Origin of the sequence: Reichenbachiella sp. (genome assembly GCF_965233835.1) — a bacterium.
Taxonomy (GTDB): Bacteria; Bacteroidota; Bacteroidia; order Cytophagales; family Cyclobacteriaceae; genus Reichenbachiella.
In genome coordinates, this window is record NZ_OZ247585.1 from 637,441 (window position 1) to 658,555 (window position 21,115).

Consider the following 21,115-nt stretch of genomic DNA (forward strand, 5'->3'; position numbering starts at 1 on the left):
ATGGAAAGCAATCGAATTAGTTTTTTAACAATTTGAAATAGTTAAATCCATTCTTATTCCCTTCTATATTAATGAAGTATAATCCTTTAGGATAGCTTTTCACAGAATGTTCCCAGCGGTTGTGCGATATTTTAATTTTATCCATTATTTGGCCGTAAACATTTAGAATTTCCACTGAAAATGGAATGTTTAATTGTTCTGTTTGAAATTGAATATGGTCTGAAGTGGGATTGGGATATACAAGAATATTTACACTAGGTGAATCACTGATTGCTGTAACTACTATTGAAATATCATCACTTGTAGCTGTGAGACAGTCTTCAGATACTGTAGTTACAGAATAGTTTCCAGATTCGTAGGCATAAAACGATTGCTCTATGCCATTTTCTAGCAATTCACCATTCAGATACCATTGATTGCCTTTATCATTGCTGGATACCAAAATTGTAGCGGTTGTATTACTTTCTTTAATGGAAATTACAGGATCGTTAGGGTTGATACAGAACGTTTGTTCTACTAGAGCACCGTTATAAAATTCATTTCCTTTTTGTTCAGCAGAAATAGTGGTACTTCCATAGCTAATTATTTTAGCCAAGTTTTCATCGATTTCAACATTATCGCTTTTAGTTGAAAATTGAATATCTAATCCTGAATCAGAAATTGCGTTTAGAGCAAAATCTTCATCACCTATTCTTTTCACAGGTATAGGGTCAAAAGTTATAACTTGATCCATTTTTGTAAATGGAACTTTAAACAACTCCACACCATATTCTTTGGAATTGGCCGAAAAGTATATCCACCCGTCCAAATAGACTAATTCGAGTGGGTGATAATCGGCAACTAATGAGGTACCAATTTCTGTACCATCTGTTCGCCAGATTTGATTGTTTGCTTTGAAATACAAAAGTCCTCCCACTTCAGTAAGTAAATCTGGAAAGGAACCTGCAGCTCCTTCCGAAATCTCAAGTATTTGTGTTCCTTCGGATGTCCCGTCAGAAACCCACAATTCGTTTCCATGTATTCCATCATCGATAGTAAAGTATAGATTATCTCCTGCGACAAATAGGTTAGTGAAACTCAGATCTACATCTTCGTTCTCCGAATTTATATCCGTTACTAATATGGTTCCCTCTTCAGTTCCATTGGTTTTCCACAACGACCAGCCATTGGTTGGGTTATATGCTGAGAAAAAAATTTCTTGTTCAAAAGAAGTAAGAAACCTTGGGTTAGACCCTTCGCTAGATTCGATAATATCAGAGACCAAAACTGTACCTGAAGCTGTGCCATCCGTTTTCCACAATTCTCTACCATGAATTCCATCATCAGCAACAAAAAATAATTCTGACCCAAGTGATTCATATGAATAGGGATATGAAGATTCAGACCCTGAATTAATGTCTTTCAAAACTTTGGTGTTTTCTTCTGTGCCGTCTGTGATCCAAATTTCATTTCCAATAGATCCATTATTTGCTGAAAATATGAATTGATCATTAATAGCTCCTCCATCAAAGGTCTCTATTCCACTCCCTGAACCCACATTGATATCCTTTAAAATTTTCGTACTACCAATAGTTCCATTAGTAACCCAGCATTCATATCCATAATTATTTACACCCAACATAAAATACATCTTATCACCCGCGACGAGTGCATCATTTTGGACTAAACCAAACCCAGAAATATCGGAACTATAATCATCTATCATCGAGTATCCATCTGAATTGAATTCATAAAATTTATTAGAAATAAAGTAGATCAAACTATTTTTTAAATTCCCTAATAAATGAATGTTACTCGAAAAGTCTTCAACAACATTTGTACCTTCAAATGATCCGTCACTTTCATAAATTGAACTCTCTAATATTGACCCTCCATGAAAAACAACTTTATTGTTTATTTCTTGAATGTATAATTTGTGATCAAATTGATTAATACTTTTTGTTCCTGGAAGAATATCCTTGACAAAGGTGGTTCCTTCAGTAGTTCCATCAGTAGACCACAGTTCGGTTCCATGAGTTTCATCTTTGGCAAGAAAAAGCACCTTTCCGTTGTAATTTGCCCATGATTTTGGAATAGAAGATTCAGGGCCTACGTAGATATCTTTTAGTAGAAAGGTGCCTTCTTCAGTACCGTCACTAATTCCTAATTCTTCACCATTGGTTTCACTATAAATAGGAAATATTAATTGATTATTGATCGTAGAAATTTTATTGAAAATGCTTACATAACCACCAAAATCAGCAATTTTATTTGTATTCAATGATGTCCCATCAGTCGACATTAAGAAACTAGAGTTTGTGCTGAAATCAGAGCCAATTCCATAAAAGGTTTCTTCTAAAACAACACCTGCGTAGATTCTTCCAGTTCCCAATAATTTTGTACCAGATTCCGTTCCATCTGTAATCCAGTGATTTCCTCCAGAAGTAAAAACCAATTGATTGCCAAATGGAATGAAAGACTGTACATGACTAGCCATTTCTGTTACGAGCTGTGTACCCTCAAGCGTTCCATCACTTTTTCTGAGTTGGTAGTTTGATTCGTTTTTCGTAACGAAATGTAGTTGTCCAGCAAGGCCAATCATATTACTAATATAACTATCACTATCAAGCAGTTTAAAGGTTCCTTCTTGGGTACCGTTGCTTGTCCAAAGTTGATAGATAAATTGCTCGTCGACATAGGTGCTAATCACATAAAATAATTGGGAATTGACGGCTAGACTTTCTGATACCCTTATGTAAGAATCGCCATTTGAAATAGTAGCAAAAACTTGAGTTCCATCTTCTGATCCATCACTTGACCAAAGTTCTAGTGTATTATTAGTAGTGGCTCTAACTCCAAAAACGTTATTATTGTCCGAGAATAAGTTAGCACCATTATTATCCATTTTTTTTATCAAATGAGTGCCTTCAACAGAGCCATCTGTCGACCATAAATCCCAAAGATATTGGTTATGCTCTTTTCCATCTCTACCAAGAAAATAGAGGATTTCATCAAGACAGACAAAGGATTCTAATATGCCATCGTTATGACCTTTATTCAAGTCAAGAACTAAAGTCGTGCCATTAGTAGTTCCATCTGTTTTCCATAATTCTTTTCCCAATTCATTATCAACTGCAAAGAATAAATAATCTCCACATTCATAAAATATGTCGTTATAGTGATTGTCCTCCAAGACCGACGCCGGATCGGTATTAATATCTTTAACGAGCTGGACCTGTGAGTAAAGTAGGTGTGGTAAAATAAGGACAATCATTGCCCCAAAAAACTTGTGCATATAGGAGAGTAATATTTTGGCAAAAATATAGGGTTTCTAATTTTTAACAGAAACTATTTTTTAATTCTGATATGAACTACATTTTACAAGGCATGTTTTAAACAATCAAGCCTTGTTACTATCTGAGCAAAAATGTTTGATAACCCTTTTCCTACTCGATTGCAATGGCTTTAGGAAATGCCACCCAGAGGACCAGCCTAATTCTTATCATCCGTAAACCCATTGTGCCAGTGTGAGCCATCACAGAAAGGTTTGTTTTTTGAGCCGCCGCAGCGACACATGGTAAAATGCTCTTCGGATGCACCTTCACCTCTGGTGGTTTGCTCCAAGCTTGGACCTCCAGATACTACATAGGGACCATTTGGCGCGATGAAGATGCTGGGGTCTCCTGCTCTATTTCGGTGCTCGACACCATCTACGCTATAGCTCAGCGCACCAGATGGGCACTTGTTGATGGTTTCTATGATTTCTTCGGCGCTGGCTGAGTTTGGATGAATCCAAGGCTCTTCGTTGAGGTGAAAGACTGCTGGCAACCCATCAGTACATCGGCCCGCATGCGCACAAATACCTCTGTTGTCGTGGATGGTGATTTTGGCCCCTTGATAGTTGTCGCGCTGATCGGGTACGCGTCCGTCTAGTTTGGCGGAGGAGAAGCCATTTTTGGCGTGCGTGCCATCACAAAATGGTTTGTTATTGGAGCGGCCGCATCTGCATAGCGCCATATTTTCTTTTGCCTCTACTGGTCCTTTTCTGTTAGCGAGATTTTTCAATCCTTTGACTAGGTAGGGTCCGTTTTCTGCTGGTGTGATACTTGGCTTTTTATCTTCTTCCATGACTTTTGGGTTTCGTTTGAAAGGAATGGGTCTATATAAATATACTCAAGAATGATGGAAAGCGCTAAATTTGAGGACTGGCACCCATTGGCTAAACACCTTTTTATGAGTGAATTGGATCTTTTCTGTACTTATCGTGACCCGCTTGAAGCCGAAGAGCTTATTGAAGTTTTACAAAAGCATAACATCCCTTTTGAAAGGACATTCGAAAAATCAGGTGATCTTGATGACTATGTAGGGAGTAACCCATTTGATTCAGATATCGTGATAAAAATTTCGAAGGCAGATTTTTCAAAAGTGGAGGCCCTACTAAAGGAAGATTCAGATTAACTTAACACCTCAAAGAAGTCAAATGCTGATATGAAAAAATCTCTGGTATCATTCCTGTTCCTTTTTGTTACTTATTCTTCTGGATTTTCGTGGGGCCAAACCGGGCACCGCGTAGTGGGGCAAATAGCCTATGATCATCTGACGGGCAAAGCCAAGAAAAATATTCAGGCGATTTTGGGCGACGAACATCTGGGTATGGTAGGCAACTACATGGACTTTATCCGTTCGGATAGCACCAATGACTACATGACTCCTTGGCACTACTGCACGATTCCAGAAGGAAAAACGTATGAGGAGGCTGGAGTACCCGAAGAAGGTGATGCAATCCAGGCAATTACCAGAATAATGGCTGAATTGAAAACCAAACAATTCACCTATGATTCGGAGTTGGAAAACCTAAAGTACCTGGTGCACCTGGTCGCAGATATTCACCAGCCCTTGCACGTGGGCAATGGCGAAGACTTGGGTGGCAATAAGGTGAGGGTTGATTATATGTGGGACAAAAGTTTCAACCTGCATCGCGTGTGGGACGCAGGGATGATAGATAGTCAGAAACTGAGCTATACAGAGTACTGCCACTGGATCGATCATGCCAGTGAAGAACAAATCACTCAATGGCAAAGTGAAGGCATCATGGTTTGGGTGGACGAGGCCATGGGCTATCGACAAAGTGTTTATGACATTCCGGAAGACGGAAAACTGAGATACGAATACAATTACAAGAACATCTCAATTGTCAATGAGCGACTACTGAAAGCTGGAATCCGACTGGCCGGCATTCTCAATGAGATTTATGGATAAACACACAAGGTCATAGCCCTGCTTTTCAGGGCTATCTCTTGCGGATTGTAGTTTGTCCTTGAAGGCAGAGGTCATTCGATCTAACCACCCGGATTGCGCCGTGTGATGAGGAAGTCTATTAGAATGGCAGTGCATCTAACTGCACATTGCCTCCAGTAATAATCAATCCTGTTTTCTTGCCAGCAAACTGCTCTTTGTTTTTGAGCATGGCCGCGACGGCTACTGCACTCGATGGCTCGATGATCACTTTCATCCTTTCCCAGATGAGTCGCATGGCATCTATAATCTCTTGCTCTTCTACTCGATAGACATCAGATACATGTTCTTTGATGATTTCGAAGTTGAGCTTACCAACGGATACCAGTAGCCCATCCGCAATAGATTCCGGATTGTCCACGCCTACAAGCTCTCCAGATTTAAACGACCTATAAGTATCGTCTACATTCGATGGTTCCGCCAATATCATTTTTGTGGTTGGGCTGATGTAGCTCAAGGCCAAAGCAGAGCCTGCAGCCAATCCACCACCACCTACTGGTGAGATCATAAAATCAAGGTCTGGATGCTCTTCGATAAACTCTTTGGCACAAGTAGCCTGACCGGCAATGATTCTTGGGTCGTGAAATGGATGTACCTGGATGGCATTGGTTTCCTCCATGATTTTGGCACATGCTGCCACACGAGCTTCTTCGGTTGGCTCACAGAAAGTGATTTCTGCTCCATACTCTTTTACAGCGTCCTTTTTTACCTGAGGTGCATTGTTTGGCATTACGATGTAGGCTTTGGCTCCGGCTACTTTCGAGGCTAAGGCTACTGCTTGGGCATGGTTGCCAGAAGAGTGCGTAACAAATCCGTTGACACGGTCTTCCGGTCGGTAAGACATAATGATGTTGGAAGCACCCCGCATTTTGAATGCACCTACTTTTTGGAAGTTTTCACATTTGAAAAACACCTCGCCACCGACCATTTCGTTGATGGTTTGAGAAGTAATAATTGGTGTTCGTACAATGTATTTGGTTATACGCGTGTGCGCACGTTTGATGTCACTAAGACTTGGTATTTCCATAGTTGATAAATCCGCCCTTTAAAGATTATGCAAGCTTCAAAGTTAATTCGAAATAATTTCTAATACGCGATTTGGGTAGTCAGAAATGATACCATCAACTCCCCAAGACAGTACCATTTCAATGTCTTCGTTTTCATTAACGGTCCAGGGAATGACCTGCATGCCCTGCGCTTGCAGCCACTTGACTTTTTGTTCGTCTAGCAAATGGTAATAGCAGCTGTAAATTTCCGGGGTAAAACCGAGGTTGGTGAGGTTCTCTTCCATTGGCAAAGGGTTCTCTACCAGTACCGCCAGTTTGATCTCAGGGTAGTTTTCATGAAAATATTTTAGGATCCTAAAATCAAATGATTGCACGTTGAGCATGGAGGTGTCCATCTCGGTGGTGATAAAGTCATAAACCAGTTTTGAATATTCTTCTGGCACTGGATGATAGATCGAATCACCCACTGGATTGCTTTTGATTTCTATGTTGTATCGTACGGGAGGCAATTGATTTTTATCGAGATAATCATTTACGGCATCCACCACTTCTTTAAATAGTGGCTTGTGAATTTGCATCAATTGTTGATCAGGAAATTGTTTTTGAAACTTAGAACCCACATCATAGGTTTTCACTTCCTCATAACTCATTTGATAAATGTTATGCACGAGCTCATCTTGTTTCTCTATGTGGTCGCCTTCAGGTGTGGTTGAAAACTTGTGAGACATGAATGGATCGTGGCTGACGAGAAGCTGCTTGTCTTTGGTTACGGCCAGATCCAGCTCTAAGGTGGTGACGCCTAGATCCAATGCTTTGATAAAAGCGGGAATCGTGTTTTCTGGCAATAGGCCACGTGCGCCACGATGGCCCTGAACATCAAGATTGGCGTATTTCATGTTTTTGGAGTTTGATTGACAAAAAGTGAGTGCCATCGTTAGGCCCAAGCCGAAAAAGTAGTTGACAAGTTTCATTTGGTTTCCTTGTTTGAGCTTTGTTCCCTAACAGCGAGAAAAATCAAAACTACTGTAGCCAATACGCAAGGGAATAGCGCGAACATTATGTTTTGATTAAATATGGCTTGATAACTTAACGTACCCAGTGCTCCGCCCAATAATGGCCCAACTACCGGAATCCAGCTATAGCCCCAATCAGATTTTCCCTTTCCTGCAATAGGCAAAATAAAATGCGCAATTCTCGGTCCCATATCTCTGGCCGGGTTGATAGCAAAACCTGTGGTGCCACCCATGGCTAGGCCAATCATACAAATGAGTAACCCAACGACCAACGGGTTGAGCCCCTCAGTGAATTTGTTTAGCCCTAAAAAAGAAAGAGCAAAGAGTAAGACAAACGTACCTGAAACCTCACTAAACAAATTGGCATATTTGGATGGTATCGCAGGGCTGTTGCAGAATACCCCTAGTTTGGTCGCCTGATCTTCAGTAGCTTTCCAATGTGGCAGATAGTGCAACCATACCAAAGTAGCACCTGCCATTGCCCCTAAAAACTGTGCAATGATATAGCCAGGAACCAACGCCCAATCAAAGGCACCTACCATGGCGAAGCCCAAGGTTACCCCAGGGTTTATGTGTGCACCTGAAATATCACCAACGGCATAGATGGCCATGGCCACCGCCAATCCCCAACCCACACATATAGCTAGCCAGCTGCCACCGTGAAAATAATTTTTATTCAGACTCACTCCGGCATTTACTCCCCCTCCCAGTAGGATCAAAATTGCAGTACCTATAAACTCCGCTAAGTATACATTCATTATTTCTGAGGTTGAGTGATTTTAATGTTCTCTTTGATCAATTGTCTGAGGTCTTGTTTTTGCTCTCCATCTATTTCTTTCAGGGAAAGTGTCAACCAGTTTTCGGGAGCCTTTTTAGGGTAGAGGAAAGCTACCTGCTCTTCTATTTTGTAGTACCCAAAATCTGCCCAAGCCATTGTTTTGCACCTTTCGGGAATGTGGTGTTTTATCTCCACACCTTTTTGGTTAACGATCAGCTCTGGGTTAGTTTCCTTCTTTTGACCCCAGAGGTTTTTGACTTTTACTTTAAACATGAAATTTCTCCCTAAAAAAACATAGACCAAAGTCAACACCCCTGCGTAGGTCAATTTTTCGTCCATAGGAGTGACCTTTAACCCAGAGTACAGAAGCAAACCAGCTACGATGGCGAGTAGCATGGACATAGCTCTTTTTTTTGGGTGGTCGGCGATTTTTTGTCCTTGAAAAAAGGCTTCGTAATCGCTATTGGATGGAATGGTAATCGTATTCATTTAAAGAGTAATGCTGATTGGGCAATGGTCTGATTCTTTATAGTTGGGATGGATAGCGGCAGATTCCACTTTGGAAGCCAAGGGTTCACTGACCAAAAAGTAGTCGATACGCCAGCCAATGTTTTTCTCTCTTGCGCCAGCCCTATAGCTCCACCAGCTATAGGCTACCTCATCTGGATGCAGATGTCGGAAAGTGTCCACGAACCCGGCTTCGAGGAAATTGGTCATGCCGTCGATTTCTACCTGGGTGTAACCAGCAGTTTTATTGTAATTGGACTTTGGCCGGGCAATGTCGATCTCTTGATGGGCGACATTGAAGTCACCACACGCAATGACAGGCTTTTTGGCTTCTAGTCCCTTCAAATAATCTTTAAAGTCTACATCCCAACCTTCTCGATAATCTAATCTTCTGAGTTCGCGGCTTGAATTTGGCACATAAACGTTTACCAAATAAAAATCTTCAAATTCGCTGGTAAGTACACGACCTTCTTGGTCATGATCTTCAATGCCGATGCCTTTAGTCACAGAAATAGGCGCGGTTTTGCTAATCGTACAAGTACCGCTGTAGCCTTTTTTCACAGCGCTGTTGGATGAAACGTGGTGAGGGAAGTCCTCGCCCAGCGCCTCCAGCACTTGGTCATCTTGTGCCTTAGTTTCTTGTAGACATATGATATCGGCTTGCATGTCTTCGAAAGAATCTAGAAGACCTTTTTTTATAGCGGCTCGAACGCCATTTACGTTGTATGAGACAATTTTCATTGGTAAACTTAATTTGAAATTTTTGACAATAATTTTTTGTTTCTGATGCCGAAAGGCATCATGACCGCAGGGTAAAGCCAATAAATAAAGCCTCCAACGGTAAAGGCTGTATTCGGGTCGATTGGCAAAAGACAAAATAAACAAGAAACCAGCGGAATAACTCCCATCAACACATTGGCACGCATGCTTACTTTGGTCATAAACTTTTCTTTGTTGGTCAACGCTAAGCTGTCGGCTCTCTTATACGCAATCAAATACATCACAGCCAATGTAAAAAAAATGCTGGCTGCGCCAAAGCCATAAATCACCATTAATTGAGGGGTGTTATCCATTCGGATCACTTCGGTGAATATATGTCGAAAGGCTTCTTGGTTTTGGGTAAACATTGCCGAAAACATATCATAAAGCAGTTGCATCAAAAACTTGAGCGGATAGATATAAAATAGGATCAAGAACAGCAAGAGAGTATTGACAGCGACAATCGTCGCATCCTTGAACCCATATCGGATAAAGAAAACGTAGTGTTGATACCAAATGAGCATAAGTAATGCCATGCATAGGGCAAACGGGACCAGGTCTTTTAGAAAATGGAGGAGCTCGGTATAAGTCTCAGGTATGGAGGAAGAGATGACTAATAAGGCAGTGGCAATAGCAAACACGCCGTCGGACAAAGCCTCGACTCTTGTGTTGTCTACACCCCGAAAACGAAATTGATCATCGGGGTTATTGAGCGATTTTTCTTTTAAAGCACTTCGAACCAAAACAGGAGGATTTTGGAATGAAAATTAGAGCTTATTCAGCGGAATGCAAAAACTAATTGAGAAAGGCTGCTCCAAATACTCCAGCTGAGTCACCCAGTTTAGGTTTTAATATTCGTGTGGTGCAATCTGGATTGAAAACGTGTTTTTTCACCTCTTCAATTCCTTTGGCATACAACAAATCAATGTTGCCGACCCCACCTCCAATGACGATTACATCTGGATCTATGGTGTTGATGATGGAGGAAATGCCAATGCCAAAAAACTGAATCAGACGATCTATGGTGGCTTTGGATAAAGGGTCCGTCAAACGATCAGCCACAATCTCTTTTAACGGTTTGTATTGGCCGGATACCTCGGTGTAATAGCGTTCGAGCGAAGGCCCGGAGATGATAGTCTCTACACAACCGGTTTTCCCACAATAGCAAGTGCCTCCCGATTCATGAAGAATGTTGTGACCCCATTCGCCGGCTATGCCGTTGGCACCATTTAGAATTTTACCATTCACAACAAGACCACCACCTACACCAGTGCCCATGATAACACCAAAAACCACTTTTGCCTTTGGCATTTCATCCTTCACAATTCCCATTTGTGTTTCCGCCAGGGCAAAACAATTGGCATCATTGGCCATGCGAACGGGGATTTGCAGCAAATTCTGGAGATCCACTAAAAAAGGTTGATCATTGAGGTGCTGACTATTAGAATTTTTCAGATGACCTGTAGGAGGATAAATAGACCCGGGTGTACCAATTCCAATTTGAGTTGGCTTTTGGCCGCTTTCGGAACTCAGCACTTCTACTAGTTTTTTGATCTGGAAGAGCACATGGTGATATCCCTTGTCCCCTTCAGTAGGGATTCTTTTTCGAGCGATTATTTTATTATCCGTGGAGGAGTCAATCACTACTCCTTCTATTTTGGTGCCGCCAAGGTCTATTCCCCACTTTATCATATACTACCGTTTATATTGGACAAGCTACTATTTCTAGAAGCTTCTTCCATAGAAAAGTACTCAAAAGCCCTACTTAAAATTTATCACTTTGATTAATTCTGCCTAAGGGGTCTAATGCCTGCTCCGAACGATCAGCATTTATCTAGGAAAGATGGAATACCAGGGCTTCCATTAAGGTCTATTCCCGCCCTGCGTAATTCAAAATAGCCTAAAGCTTTTGGAAGATAAAGCGTGTGATAAAGAGCCCTTTACCATCCTTTACTCCTGCGTCACTTTCTACTCCACTGGTTACAAAGGCCAGTTCCCAACCCTCTGCAGTTAGTTCATTCAACTTTGATGTAATTAGCGCATCGTTAGATGCTACGTTTTGGAAATTGATACCTGTCAAACTATAAAAGTTAAGCAGCTTTGATTCTTCAAATCGATCTACTTTAGCATCGGATCTACTGACATCCCCCTGTGAGCTTTTTTTCCCATCTGTTCTTTCAGTTGTGAAGTCCTCAATATTAATTTCTGTTTGACCATCAATCAGCCTAGATCGACCCAGTCCACCGGGTACAATAGATTCTATTACAGTGATTACCTTGTAGGAAGGTGTGCTTTGAGATTTGGCATTAAATGAGAAAAGGCCCAAAAAAGTAATGATCAATGCTAGTTTTTTCATGTTAGTTTCTGTATGGTTATTTAAAATTTGTTGCTTTGTCTATTTCTTCTTGCATCGTATCCAATTCTGCTTTCATTTGTTCCGCAGACCAGTCAAGCCAGTGTTTCATTTCTGTTGCTACCATATTCAAATGGTCTCTGACACTTTGAATGTTGAAAAACAACCGCCCCGTTCTATGGATAAAGAAATCTGTAAGGTGCATCACCATTTCACTTTCGATGCAGAAGCGTACCTCTGCTTTCAGGATTTTGGTTTCCTCGTTTTTACCCGGTAATCTTTCCGAAAAATTCAGAATGGTTTGTGCTTGATCACCATAAGTGTCAACTAGATAATTAATCTGCTGTTCACCGAACTGATTATTTTCTTTTTGAAGTTTGGTCTTATAACTGGTAACCGCCTTTGTGTTTTTGAAACTGTTACCAACGAACTTGACTTTCTTGGTTTTAGATTTCGTTTTCTTGGTAATTCCTGAGCGAGAGCTTTTCATTTCCAATACCAAATCAACCGTCCTTTTGGCCATTTTACGATAGCCTGTTAGTTTTCCTCCGGCAATGGAAATCAAACCTCTATCTGAAATGAAAATTTCATCTTTTCTTGAAATTTCTGAGGCTGATTTACCTTCTTCCTGAATCAATGGTCGAACGCCCGCCCATGAAGAAAGGACTTCTTCTATTTTGATTTCGATAGAGGGAAAGGCGTCATTGACTGCTTTTATCAGATATTGTACATCTTTTTTCTCTGTTCGCGCATCCCTTGGGTTGCCCTTGTAATTGGTGTCTGTAGTACCAATGTAGGTTACATCGTTTTTGGGAATGGCAAAGATCATTCTGCCGTCGGATACGTCGAAGTACACTGACTGCTTGACCGGAAGCTTTTCAAAAGGAACAACGATATGAATTCCTTTGGTGAGGTGAAGTTTCGTCTCTTTTACCTTTTTGTTGAATTTACGCACTTGGTCCACCCATGGCCCGGCTGCATTGACCACATAGTCGCCATAGATTTTGAAGTCTTCACCAGAATCTTCGTCATGAACGGCAACTCCACACACTTTGCCTCCCTTGGCAAGCAAATCTGTACAAGTAGCATAATTCAAGGTCTGTGCTCCAAATTTTACCGCCGTTTTGATTAGTTCCATCACTAGCCGAAAGTCGTCTGTTTGGTATTCGGCGTAGAGGCCGCCGCCTTCAATGATGCTTTTGTCCAAAAGGGGCTCGCACTTCATGGTCTCATCTACCGATAGCATTTTTCGTTGATCTTCTTCTTCTACACCGGCCAATACGTCATAAACCATTAAGCCCACGGAGGTAATAATTTTACCATAGTTACCATCTTTGATTAAAGGCAATAACATCTTTTCGGGCCTTACGAGGTGGGTGGCCAATTCATGAAGGATGGAGCGCTCCTTACCCACTTCTCGAACCAGACTAAACTCAAATTGCTTAAGATATCTTAGCCCACCATGAATCAATTTGGTAGACTTACTACTGGTACCAGAAGCAAAGTCTTTTTTTTCTATCAGTGCTACTTTGAGCCCTCGAGTGGCAGCATCTAAGGCAATACCAGCTCCTGTAACGCCACCACCGATGATTATTACGTCGTAATATTCATTCCTTAAGTTCTGAATTATACGAGGTCGGGTTTGATATGAGAAGGAAGGTTGTGACATAGTTTTTTGCGCAAAACAAGGCGAAAATACCAACAGGGTAATTTTCGTATTGTTATGAAATGTTTATTTTTTATCTGGCCCAGTTCATACACCTCTTCACAGCATTGTGCCAACCCGTGTAGAGGTAATCCCTTGTAAAGTCGTCCATTTTAGGTTTGAATGTTTTTTCCAGCGCTTTTTTCTTCCGGATGTCTGCCATATTCCAGAGACCACTGGTGATCCCGGCTAAGAATGCGGCGCCTTGTGCGGTTGACTCTACGTTCTTAGGCCGTTCGACAGGTACATTCAGAATATCTGCCTGAAACTGCATCAGGTAATTATTGGCGGAAGCCCCTCCATCTACCTGAAGGGAATTGAGTTTTACCCCCGAGTCATTGGCCATAGCAAACAAGATGTCTCGTGTTTGATAAGCCAACGATTCCAATGTTGCTTTTATGATTTCTTCGTTGGTAGTGTCTTGTGTCAATCCAAATATGCCACCTCGGGCATACATATCCCAGTAGGGTGCTCCTAACCCAGAAAACGCTGGAACCATGTAGACACCACTGTCTCCTTTGGTTCTTTGAGCAATTTTTTCAGTTTCTTCTGCTGAATTAATCATCTTCAATCCATCCCGAAGCCATTGAATCGCAGCACCCGCCATGAAAATACTGCCTTCCAGAGCGTACTCTATTTTACCATTAAGCCCCCAAGCAATGGTGGTGAGGAGGCCATTTTTCGAGTATTGAATTTTTTCTCCTGTATTCATCAGAAGAAAGCATCCGGTACCGTATGTGTTTTTGGCTTGCCCTGGATCGAAGCAACCCTGTCCAAAAAGCGCCGCTTGCTGATCTCCGGCTACTCCCATAATGGGGATATCTCCGCCTTGTACTTGCGCCATTCCAAAATGAAAGCCGGAGTGCGTAACATCTGGAAGCATTTGTCTAGGGATTTCGAACCGTTCTAAAAGCTCATCATCCCAACTTAATTCTGATATATTGAAGAGCATCGTTCTTGATGCATTCGAAAAATCCGTGATGTGGGAAGCTCCATTGGTCAGATTCCAAATGAGCCAGGTATCAACGGTCCCAAAAATGAGGTCACCAGCTTCTGCCGCCTTTTTTGCTCCTTTTACATTGTTGAGTATCCAATGCACCTTGGTGGCAGAAAAGTATGAATCGATGACGAGTCCTGTGTTTTCTCTAACATAATCTTCAAAGTCATCATCGTTTTTAAGTTGTTGGCAGAAGTCTGAAGTTCTGGTGTCTTGCCAGACGATAGCATTATATACTGGGTTTCCGGTTCTTTTGTCCCAGACTATGGCTGTTTCCCTTTGGTTGGTAATGCCAATACCCAAAATTTGCGAGTTGTTTACCTTGCTTTTTTTGATGACTTCATACATCACATCCAGCTGAGACTTCAGAATGTCGTAAGGGTCGTGCTCTACCCAGCCATGCTTAGGATATATCTGCTTGAACTCCTTTTGAGCCATGGTTACCACTTTACCTTTGTGATCAAAAAGAAGAGCCCTTGAACTTGTTGTTCCCTGGTCAAGCGCCAGTATGTATTGCTTCATGCGGACAAATTTTCATTAAGTTAAGCACAATATTCAAATAATTAAACAGCAATCTTATTTGATGTCAATAATTGTTTTTAATGGCAAATATATTGGCAGAAAAGCGAATAGTGTAAATAAAAAAAGCGGTATAAAACCGCTTTTCATTTCTATCTCATTTTTTCAATTATCCCTTATGGCTGAAGATGGATTGGCCACAGCTGACTTGAGTGAGTGGTAGAGCACAGTGGCAAATGCAATGACTAGGGTGAAGACAGCAGACAAGGCAAAACTGGTCCAACTTGGTTCCATCGCGTAAGCAAAGTCTTCCAGCCATTGATCCATAAAATAGTAAGCAATAGGAAATGCGACGATCATAGAAAGAATAATGAGCTTAAGAAAGTCTTTTGACATCATGATGATGATGGTTATGACACTGGCCCCAACAACTTTTCGGATGCCTATCTCTTTTCTCTTGGTCTCAGCCGTGTAAGAGGCCAGGCCGAATAAGCCCAAACAAGCAATAGCAATGGTCAACATTGAAAATATGGCGAATACCTCTCCTCTTTTTTCATCCGCTACGTATTGTTGTTGGAATCCTTGATCTAAAAAGGCATATTCGAAGGGGCGATTGGTTACTACTGACTTAAAAATTTCTTCCACTTCCATCATGGTTGATGATAGTTTGTCAGCTTTCAATCGCACAATCATTTGCCCGTTATTAATGTCATTATAAACCACGAGGGGGGCTATTGGCTCTTGCAAGGATATCAAGTGATAGTCCCGAACTACGCCAACTACGGTAAATTCCTGAGTTTCCAAATCATCATTAATAAATCGAGCGAATTTCTTTCCTATTGGATTTACCCAGCCCATTTCACGAACCATTTCTTCGTTGACCATGACTGAGGAGGCCGTATCATTTCCTATTTCAGGCAAAAAGTTACGTCCTTCGACAATTGGTATTTCTAATGTTGAAAAGTATTGGTTATCTACTGTGATGTTCTGAAAAATCTTTTCAATCATTAGACCATCTGCGGATTCCACTCGGATGCCGCTCATGCTCATTGTGTTTGTACCAGGTACACCAAAGCCGGATCCTACGGATTCTACATTTGGGTTTTGAAGTAATTTTTGAGACAGTACATCTAGCTTTTCTCTTACTTTTTCTCCCTCCAGGGCTACAGTGATTACTTGTTCACGGTTAAAGCCAAGCTCCTTGGTTCTCAGAAATTCTAACTGATCAAAAACAATCCAGGTACTTACTACCATTCCTAATGATATGGCGAATTGAGCTACCACAAGTACCTTGCGCAGGGATTCATTGCCCTTGCTTTTTTGAGACTTGCCTTTCAACACTTCTGCTGCTTTAAATCTTGACAAATAGAACGCTGGGTAACTTCCGCCCACTAGTCCAACAAATAAAACCACAGCAAACAAAATCATCAGCATCTTGAGGTTGATAAAATTCTGATCAATAGAAAGGTTGGTCAATTCATTGAAGTGTGGAATTAGAAAAAATGTTAGAATCAGACTAATGCCAAGTGAGATAAAAGCAATCACTATAGACTCGGTTACAAACTGACTCATGAGTTGAGTTTTATAAGAACCCATAGCTTTTCTAATACCGACTTCCTTAGAGCGGGATACAGACCTTGCTGTGGCTAAATTCATGTAGTTGATACAGGCGATAAGCAACATAAAAAAACCAATAGCGCTAAAAATATATAAGTAACTGATATCGCCCTCAGCGCCAAAGTCCATGTCGAAATTGGAATAGAGGTGAACTTCTGCTAGGGGCTGTAGAAAAAATTCTGCCGAAGCACCAAACTGGTCATAAATAGGCGCCATGTATTTATCATACATTTGGCCCATTATAGGCAGGATTTCACTGGCTTCGGAGTCTTCGGAAAGCACTAAATAAATTTGATCATTCATGTTACCCCAGGAGTCTTGTCCAGGTGTATTCGTTCCATAAGACATTAAGCCATGTGCACGAATGCTAGAGTTGATTTTGGGGTCTGCCATGATAGCCGTAATGATCTTCGTGTCTTCTCCATCCGTTTTTACGGATTGGCCAATGGCTGAGACATTGGGAAACCATTTTTCGGCAAGGGTTTTAGAAATGACCATGGTATTTGGCTCACTAAGGCAAGAAGCTTTATTCCCTTCAAGCAATTCGAAATCGAAGACCTCAAAAAATGACGAGTCGGTCTGCATAATATCATTTTCATAGAAGTAGTTTTCATCGACCGCAATCAACATTTCGCCTCTGCTTGTCACCCGGACGAAATTTTCGATAATACCATACTCGTTTTTTAAGGTTGAACCTACAAGTGATGGCGCAAGCGGAACATGAAATTCGGTGTCTTGAACATTGGCTTTTGTAGTGACCCGGTAGATGTTTTCCATGTTGGAATGAAAACTATCGTAGCTTTTTTCAAAATCTACATAAAGATACAGCAGCAAACTACTCACGATTCCAATCGTAAGGCCAATCACGTTGATTGTGGAATAGACAGGGCTATTCTGAATATTGCGAATGGCAATGGTTATATAATTTCTAAGCATAGTCGTATAGTTCTGCTTCTATTTTTGACAAATGATGTGCCGAAGTCTTTAACTATCAGAATTTGAGATATTTACGAATAAGACAACCCCTGAGGATAGCTTATAATGTCCAGTACTGGACAACAAAGTGTACGCGAATATTAAATAAATCGGGCTAATCTATAACTGCATTCAATTTGCTCTTCTCCTCGCTTAATTATGAAAGTTACTTTTTTACCTTCTCTGGTAAGAAACAGGTTCAAGAACTGACCATAGTTATCAATAGTGAGAGGTTCGTCATTGATAGATAAAATGATGTCTCCAGCTTGCAACCCAGACTCTTCTGCTGGTGATCCTTTTCTAAGAGACTTGATGCCAAAAGAATAATCTTTCTCGTTTTTTACGGCAATACTTAGCCCACTCATATCATATTCAAAAAGGTCCGAGAAGCTGTTGTTTTTTTTGAGGTAAATTTTAGAGTGGTGAAAGTCATAGATTAGGTTAAACCGCTGTAGCACACCTTGGCCTATAGACCCGTCACCATACTTCTTGGAGCCTTCGGTTTGATTGATATGCTCTGGCTTAGCAAAAGTTGCTAATGGATTTTCTAATGAAAACGCATCAATATTGAGATTTCTCAACCGACCTACGTGGCCGAGAACTTCACCGCCGAACGACTGGCCTATTGGAACTTCCAAATTTCGGTAGGGCAGAAAATAGTCTACTGAATCATCCTCAAAAAACACGGCATGACTTGCTCCTGTTTTAATCATAAAATTCATTTTTCGCTTTTCCCAACTTTCAAGTACCACTTCGGTTTCAATATATGGTTTGCGTTCAACTATCTTCATTGGTAGTTCGCTGTATCCTTTGGGTTTGGTGAATGACTCTGGTTTGTGGAGGGTGAGAATAGACTTTGTATGATCCACCTCTACTACAAAACTTTTGAACACGTCATAGCCTATGAGTCCATGAACCTTGGTTCCCGCCAATCCGGCCAAATTCAAATAGTCCGTTTCTAACACCAACATCGAAGAGACGTCACCGGTTGATACACTGTCCGACAGAGACATTTTGGCATCGACAGCAACATGGCCATAATAGATTTGATCACCATTTTGACCCAGTTTCATTTTTCTCGCATATCGGAATTCCAAAAAATCTCCTACGGCTTTTTCAGTGAGAATCGTGTGCTCGATACTGGTGTCCAAGATGAAATTGACAGCTACTTTGTTTTTGAGCGTAACTTCTAAAACAATGAGGTTGTTAAAGTTCTGGAATGGAACCTCTACACTTTCTTCCCCTTTTGGCAAGGCAAATCCAAACTGAGCGTGAAGAGATTGAGCAATTGAAAGACTAAAGATTAGCGCCATTGTAAACGCCCGAAGTATTGGTTTTTTCATTTTTCTCCTAGCTGAATAATCTAGAAGATAACAATTCCCAATAAAATTCCCTTATTTGGTTATCAGTTTTAGGATGAACGGTAGGAGCTTTAGACTCTTTTGTAAGTAAGATTCACAAACCCTGTATCAAAAGCTTCGGTCTTGACTAATTCAAGTTTGGTCTCTTTTGGGTTGTTTGGAAATAGTGGAATTCCGCTTCCAAGTATTACGGGAGTGATTGTCAGCAACATTTCATCGATGAGTCCTAAATCGAGCATAGAAGAAATGAGCACTCCACCACCCACCACCCAGATGTCTTTGCCGTTCTCTCTTTTCCATTCTTTAACCTTGTCTTCAAGAGGGTTATTGATCAAATAGGTGTTTTTTGTTTTGATTTCAACTTCTCGACTGCTTACTATATAAGTTTTAGCATCTGGGTAAGGCCAGTCTACCCCAAAGCCGAGCACTTCCTCATAAGTTTTTCGACCCATGATCAAGGTGTCAACAGATTCGTAGAAGGCATAATATCCATAGTCTAATTTGTCCGGGTTGGGTACCGCATCCAACCAATCCAACGAGCCGTCTTCTCTGGCGATATAACCGTCTATGCTGGAGGCTATGTATAGTTTACATTTTTTCATTTTTCAGAAGTATTAAGAGTGAGCGTCGCAGTAAGTCCAACACCGAAGTTACGAGGTAATTGATCTACACCAAAAATAGCTCTTGAATGAGTGCCTTTTTCTCCAAGCACTTTTACAAATAAATCCGACGCACCATTTACTACCAAGGGTGAATCATCCCAACCATTGTCGGCTTGAAAATAGGCATCAAAATGATTGAGCCCTTCAATGTGTTCAAAACCGATTTTGTGATGGACTTGAGCGAGCACATTGAGTGCGCATAACTCCATAGCTTGATAGCCTTGCTCGGTAGAAAGATCAACTCCGAACCGCCCTTTATATAAATGCTCTCCGTTCAGTATTGGAAATTGAATAGCGACATAAACGATAGTGCCGCGAATATTTAGAGAAGTGTACGAACCTCCGGGTGTCGATACTTCTGGAAGTTGAAGGTTGAGATTGGCTAGGGTTGAAAGCAGATTCATACGCATTTAAGAATTAAGTTCATCAACCCATACGAATCCTTTCCTTTTTCGGATTTAGTATTGTCAGAAATAATTTTCAGCGCATGAAACAAATGGATTACTTCTTTTTCTCATCAAGCTGAAGATTAAAGTCGATAGACCACTTTACCCACTTTGTTAAACTTTCGTCAGAATCAATACCTTCATCATAAATCGATACGAAATCTTTCATCACTTTTCCGGTAGGTTGGAACGGTAAGCAATAGTCATTTTTCAAGGCTTTAAGGACTTGAGACTCTCCAATTCTAGCAATGAGTCGGGGTTTTCCATTTGTTTTATCTATGCTGGTACCCACACACATTTTGCCTTGGAGAACAAAACAAAGGCCACCCATTAGCCTTTTGGCTTCGGCGTTTATCCCCAGTTCTTGAAATGTCCGGGAAATGCGATCGAACAACAATTCATCATACGCCATTATTTTCTAATGATTGAAGTGAGGTATTCGTTTAAAGGGCGAGCAGCATGCCAGTAAGACATCAGCTCTGGAAGTAGATGATCTGAGGTGATCAATGTAGACTCTCGCTTAGACATGAAGTAGATCTGTTTCTTAAGAAGTATGGGATTCTGCTCTGAAGCTTCTTGAAATTCAGCAGGCATTCTTTTGCTTTCCTCTCCTTGTAGGTCTCCAAACTTAGATTGGAATGCTTTATCACTTATTAACTTTTGGATGGTTTCAGGTTGTTTCATAATATTGGATCTTATAGCCTTAAGTTGATCTTTGTCTAAAACATAAGCACCGCCCATAATACCTACTTCTTCTGGAGTTAATCTCAAAAACAAACCTGGAACACTTTTATCCTTTCGTCCGGTATGAGAAACTACAGCTGAATAGTGTAGGTTGTATGGCGTTTTGTCTTTCGAAAATCTCAAGTCTCTGTTAATTCTGAGCACGCAGTCTTTAGGCGAAATAGAGAGTGAGGGGTCTTCTTGTTGAATGGCAGCTATTAGATCTGAAAGAAAAGTTTCAAACGGTTTCTTAACCTCTGATTCATATCTTTTCTTATTGGCATGAAACCATTCTTTCTGATTGTTATTAGCCAACTCTTCGAAAAAAGTAATAAATGATTCTGTAAAGTATTTCATTTCTAAATAGAATAAAGTTTAAACAATGTTTCCCTTTAGACAAATGAGCGAGATGAAACGGA

At 40.9% G+C, this 21,115-nt stretch carries 20 protein-coding genes; 2 read left to right on the plus strand and 18 right to left on the minus strand.

Annotation, left to right across the window (positions count from 1 at the left end):
* Positions 1-16: 16 nt before the first annotated feature.
* Positions 17-3,274, minus strand: coding sequence for an ELWxxDGT repeat protein (locus ACO6S2_RS02690; RefSeq protein ID WP_422360977.1), 3,258 nt, complete (start codon positions 3,272-3,274; stop codon positions 17-19).
* A gap of 197 nt (positions 3,275-3,471) precedes the next feature.
* Positions 3,472-4,107, minus strand: coding sequence for a CDGSH iron-sulfur domain-containing protein (locus tag ACO6S2_RS02695; protein WP_422360978.1), 636 nt, complete (start codon positions 4,105-4,107; stop codon positions 3,472-3,474).
* Positions 4,108-4,158: 51 nt separating this feature from the next.
* Between ACO6S2_RS02695 and ACO6S2_RS02700 the strand changes: the two genes are divergently transcribed.
* Both ACO6S2_RS02700 and ACO6S2_RS02705 read left to right on the plus strand, forming a co-directional pair.
* Complete coding sequence (locus ACO6S2_RS02700) at positions 4,159-4,437, plus strand: hypothetical protein (protein ID WP_422360979.1); 279 nt, start codon at positions 4,159-4,161, stop codon at positions 4,435-4,437.
* 30 nt (positions 4,438-4,467) lie between these two features.
* Positions 4,468-5,238 carry a S1/P1 nuclease gene (locus tag ACO6S2_RS02705; protein ID WP_422360980.1) on the plus strand — a complete coding sequence of 257 codons (771 nt, stop codon included), beginning with the start codon at positions 4,468-4,470 and terminating at the stop codon, positions 5,236-5,238.
* Between the two features lie 118 nt (positions 5,239-5,356).
* Here the strand turns inward: ACO6S2_RS02705 and ACO6S2_RS02710 are convergent, their stop codons facing one another.
* The 16 genes from ACO6S2_RS02710 to ACO6S2_RS02785 all read right to left on the minus strand — a co-directional run bounded on the left by ACO6S2_RS02710 (position 5,357) and on the right by ACO6S2_RS02785 (position 21,053).
* On the minus strand, positions 5,357-6,301 hold the full coding sequence (locus ACO6S2_RS02710; RefSeq protein WP_422360981.1) for a pyridoxal-phosphate dependent enzyme: 945 nt from the start codon (positions 6,299-6,301) through the stop codon (positions 5,357-5,359).
* 42 nt (positions 6,302-6,343) lie between these two features.
* Positions 6,344-7,177 carry a glycerophosphodiester phosphodiesterase family protein gene (locus ACO6S2_RS02715; RefSeq protein WP_422360982.1) on the minus strand — a complete coding sequence of 278 codons (834 nt, stop codon included), beginning with the start codon at positions 7,175-7,177 and terminating at the stop codon, positions 6,344-6,346.
* 71 nt (positions 7,178-7,248) lie between these two features.
* Positions 7,249-8,052, minus strand: a complete 804-nt coding sequence (locus ACO6S2_RS02720) for an MIP/aquaporin family protein (protein ID WP_422360983.1) — start codon at positions 8,050-8,052, stop codon at positions 7,249-7,251.
* Positions 8,052-8,561 carry a hypothetical protein gene (locus ACO6S2_RS02725; protein ID WP_422360984.1) on the minus strand — a complete coding sequence of 170 codons (510 nt, stop codon included), beginning with the start codon at positions 8,559-8,561 and terminating at the stop codon, positions 8,052-8,054. Before ACO6S2_RS02725 ends, ACO6S2_RS02720 begins: the two co-directional genes overlap by 1 nt.
* Positions 8,562-9,320, minus strand: coding sequence for an exodeoxyribonuclease III (locus tag ACO6S2_RS02730; RefSeq protein WP_422360985.1), 759 nt, complete (start codon positions 9,318-9,320; stop codon positions 8,562-8,564). It lies immediately after the preceding gene.
* A gap of 8 nt (positions 9,321-9,328) precedes the next feature.
* Positions 9,329-10,081, minus strand: a complete 753-nt coding sequence (locus ACO6S2_RS02735; protein ID WP_422360986.1) for a TMEM175 family protein — start codon at positions 10,079-10,081, stop codon at positions 9,329-9,331.
* A gap of 52 nt (positions 10,082-10,133) precedes the next feature.
* Positions 10,134-11,030, minus strand: coding sequence for an ROK family protein (locus tag ACO6S2_RS02740; protein ID WP_422360987.1), 897 nt, complete (start codon positions 11,028-11,030; stop codon positions 10,134-10,136).
* 208 nt (positions 11,031-11,238) lie between these two features.
* Positions 11,239-11,694, minus strand: a complete 456-nt coding sequence (locus ACO6S2_RS02745) for a hypothetical protein (RefSeq protein ID WP_422360988.1) — start codon at positions 11,692-11,694, stop codon at positions 11,239-11,241.
* 16 nt (positions 11,695-11,710) lie between these two features.
* A complete protein-coding gene (locus ACO6S2_RS02750) occupies positions 11,711-13,360 on the minus strand; it encodes an FAD-dependent oxidoreductase (protein WP_422360989.1) in 1,650 nt (549 codons plus the stop codon).
* Positions 13,361-13,430: 70 nt separating this feature from the next.
* The gene (gene glpK, locus ACO6S2_RS02755; RefSeq protein ID WP_422360990.1) at positions 13,431-14,915 is read right to left on the minus strand and encodes a glycerol kinase GlpK; all 1,485 of its coding nucleotides are present in this window, start codon (positions 14,913-14,915) and stop codon (positions 13,431-13,433) included.
* Between the two features lie 162 nt (positions 14,916-15,077).
* Entirely contained in the window at positions 15,078-17,465 is a 2,388-nt protein-coding gene (locus tag ACO6S2_RS02760; protein WP_422360991.1) for an ABC transporter permease, read from the minus strand.
* A gap of 140 nt (positions 17,466-17,605) precedes the next feature.
* Positions 17,606-18,847, minus strand: a complete 1,242-nt coding sequence (locus ACO6S2_RS02765; RefSeq protein ID WP_422360992.1) for a PDZ domain-containing protein — start codon at positions 18,845-18,847, stop codon at positions 17,606-17,608.
* An 89-nt stretch (positions 18,848-18,936) separates the two neighbouring features.
* Entirely contained in the window at positions 18,937-19,467 is a 531-nt protein-coding gene (locus ACO6S2_RS02770) for a dihydrofolate reductase family protein (protein WP_422360993.1), read from the minus strand.
* A complete protein-coding gene (locus ACO6S2_RS02775) occupies positions 19,464-19,931 on the minus strand; it encodes a RidA family protein (RefSeq protein WP_422360994.1) in 468 nt (155 codons plus the stop codon). Before ACO6S2_RS02775 ends, ACO6S2_RS02770 begins: the two co-directional genes overlap by 4 nt.
* Positions 19,932-20,028: 97 nt before the next feature.
* Positions 20,029-20,385 (minus strand): TfoX/Sxy family protein, encoded by a 357-nt coding sequence (locus ACO6S2_RS02780; protein WP_422360995.1) that lies wholly within the window; start codon positions 20,383-20,385, stop codon positions 20,029-20,031.
* On the minus strand, positions 20,385-21,053 hold the full coding sequence (locus ACO6S2_RS02785; RefSeq protein WP_422360996.1) for a DUF2461 domain-containing protein: 669 nt from the start codon (positions 21,051-21,053) through the stop codon (positions 20,385-20,387). Before ACO6S2_RS02785 ends, ACO6S2_RS02780 begins: the two co-directional genes overlap by 1 nt.
* Between the last annotated feature and the right edge of the window lie 62 nt (positions 21,054-21,115).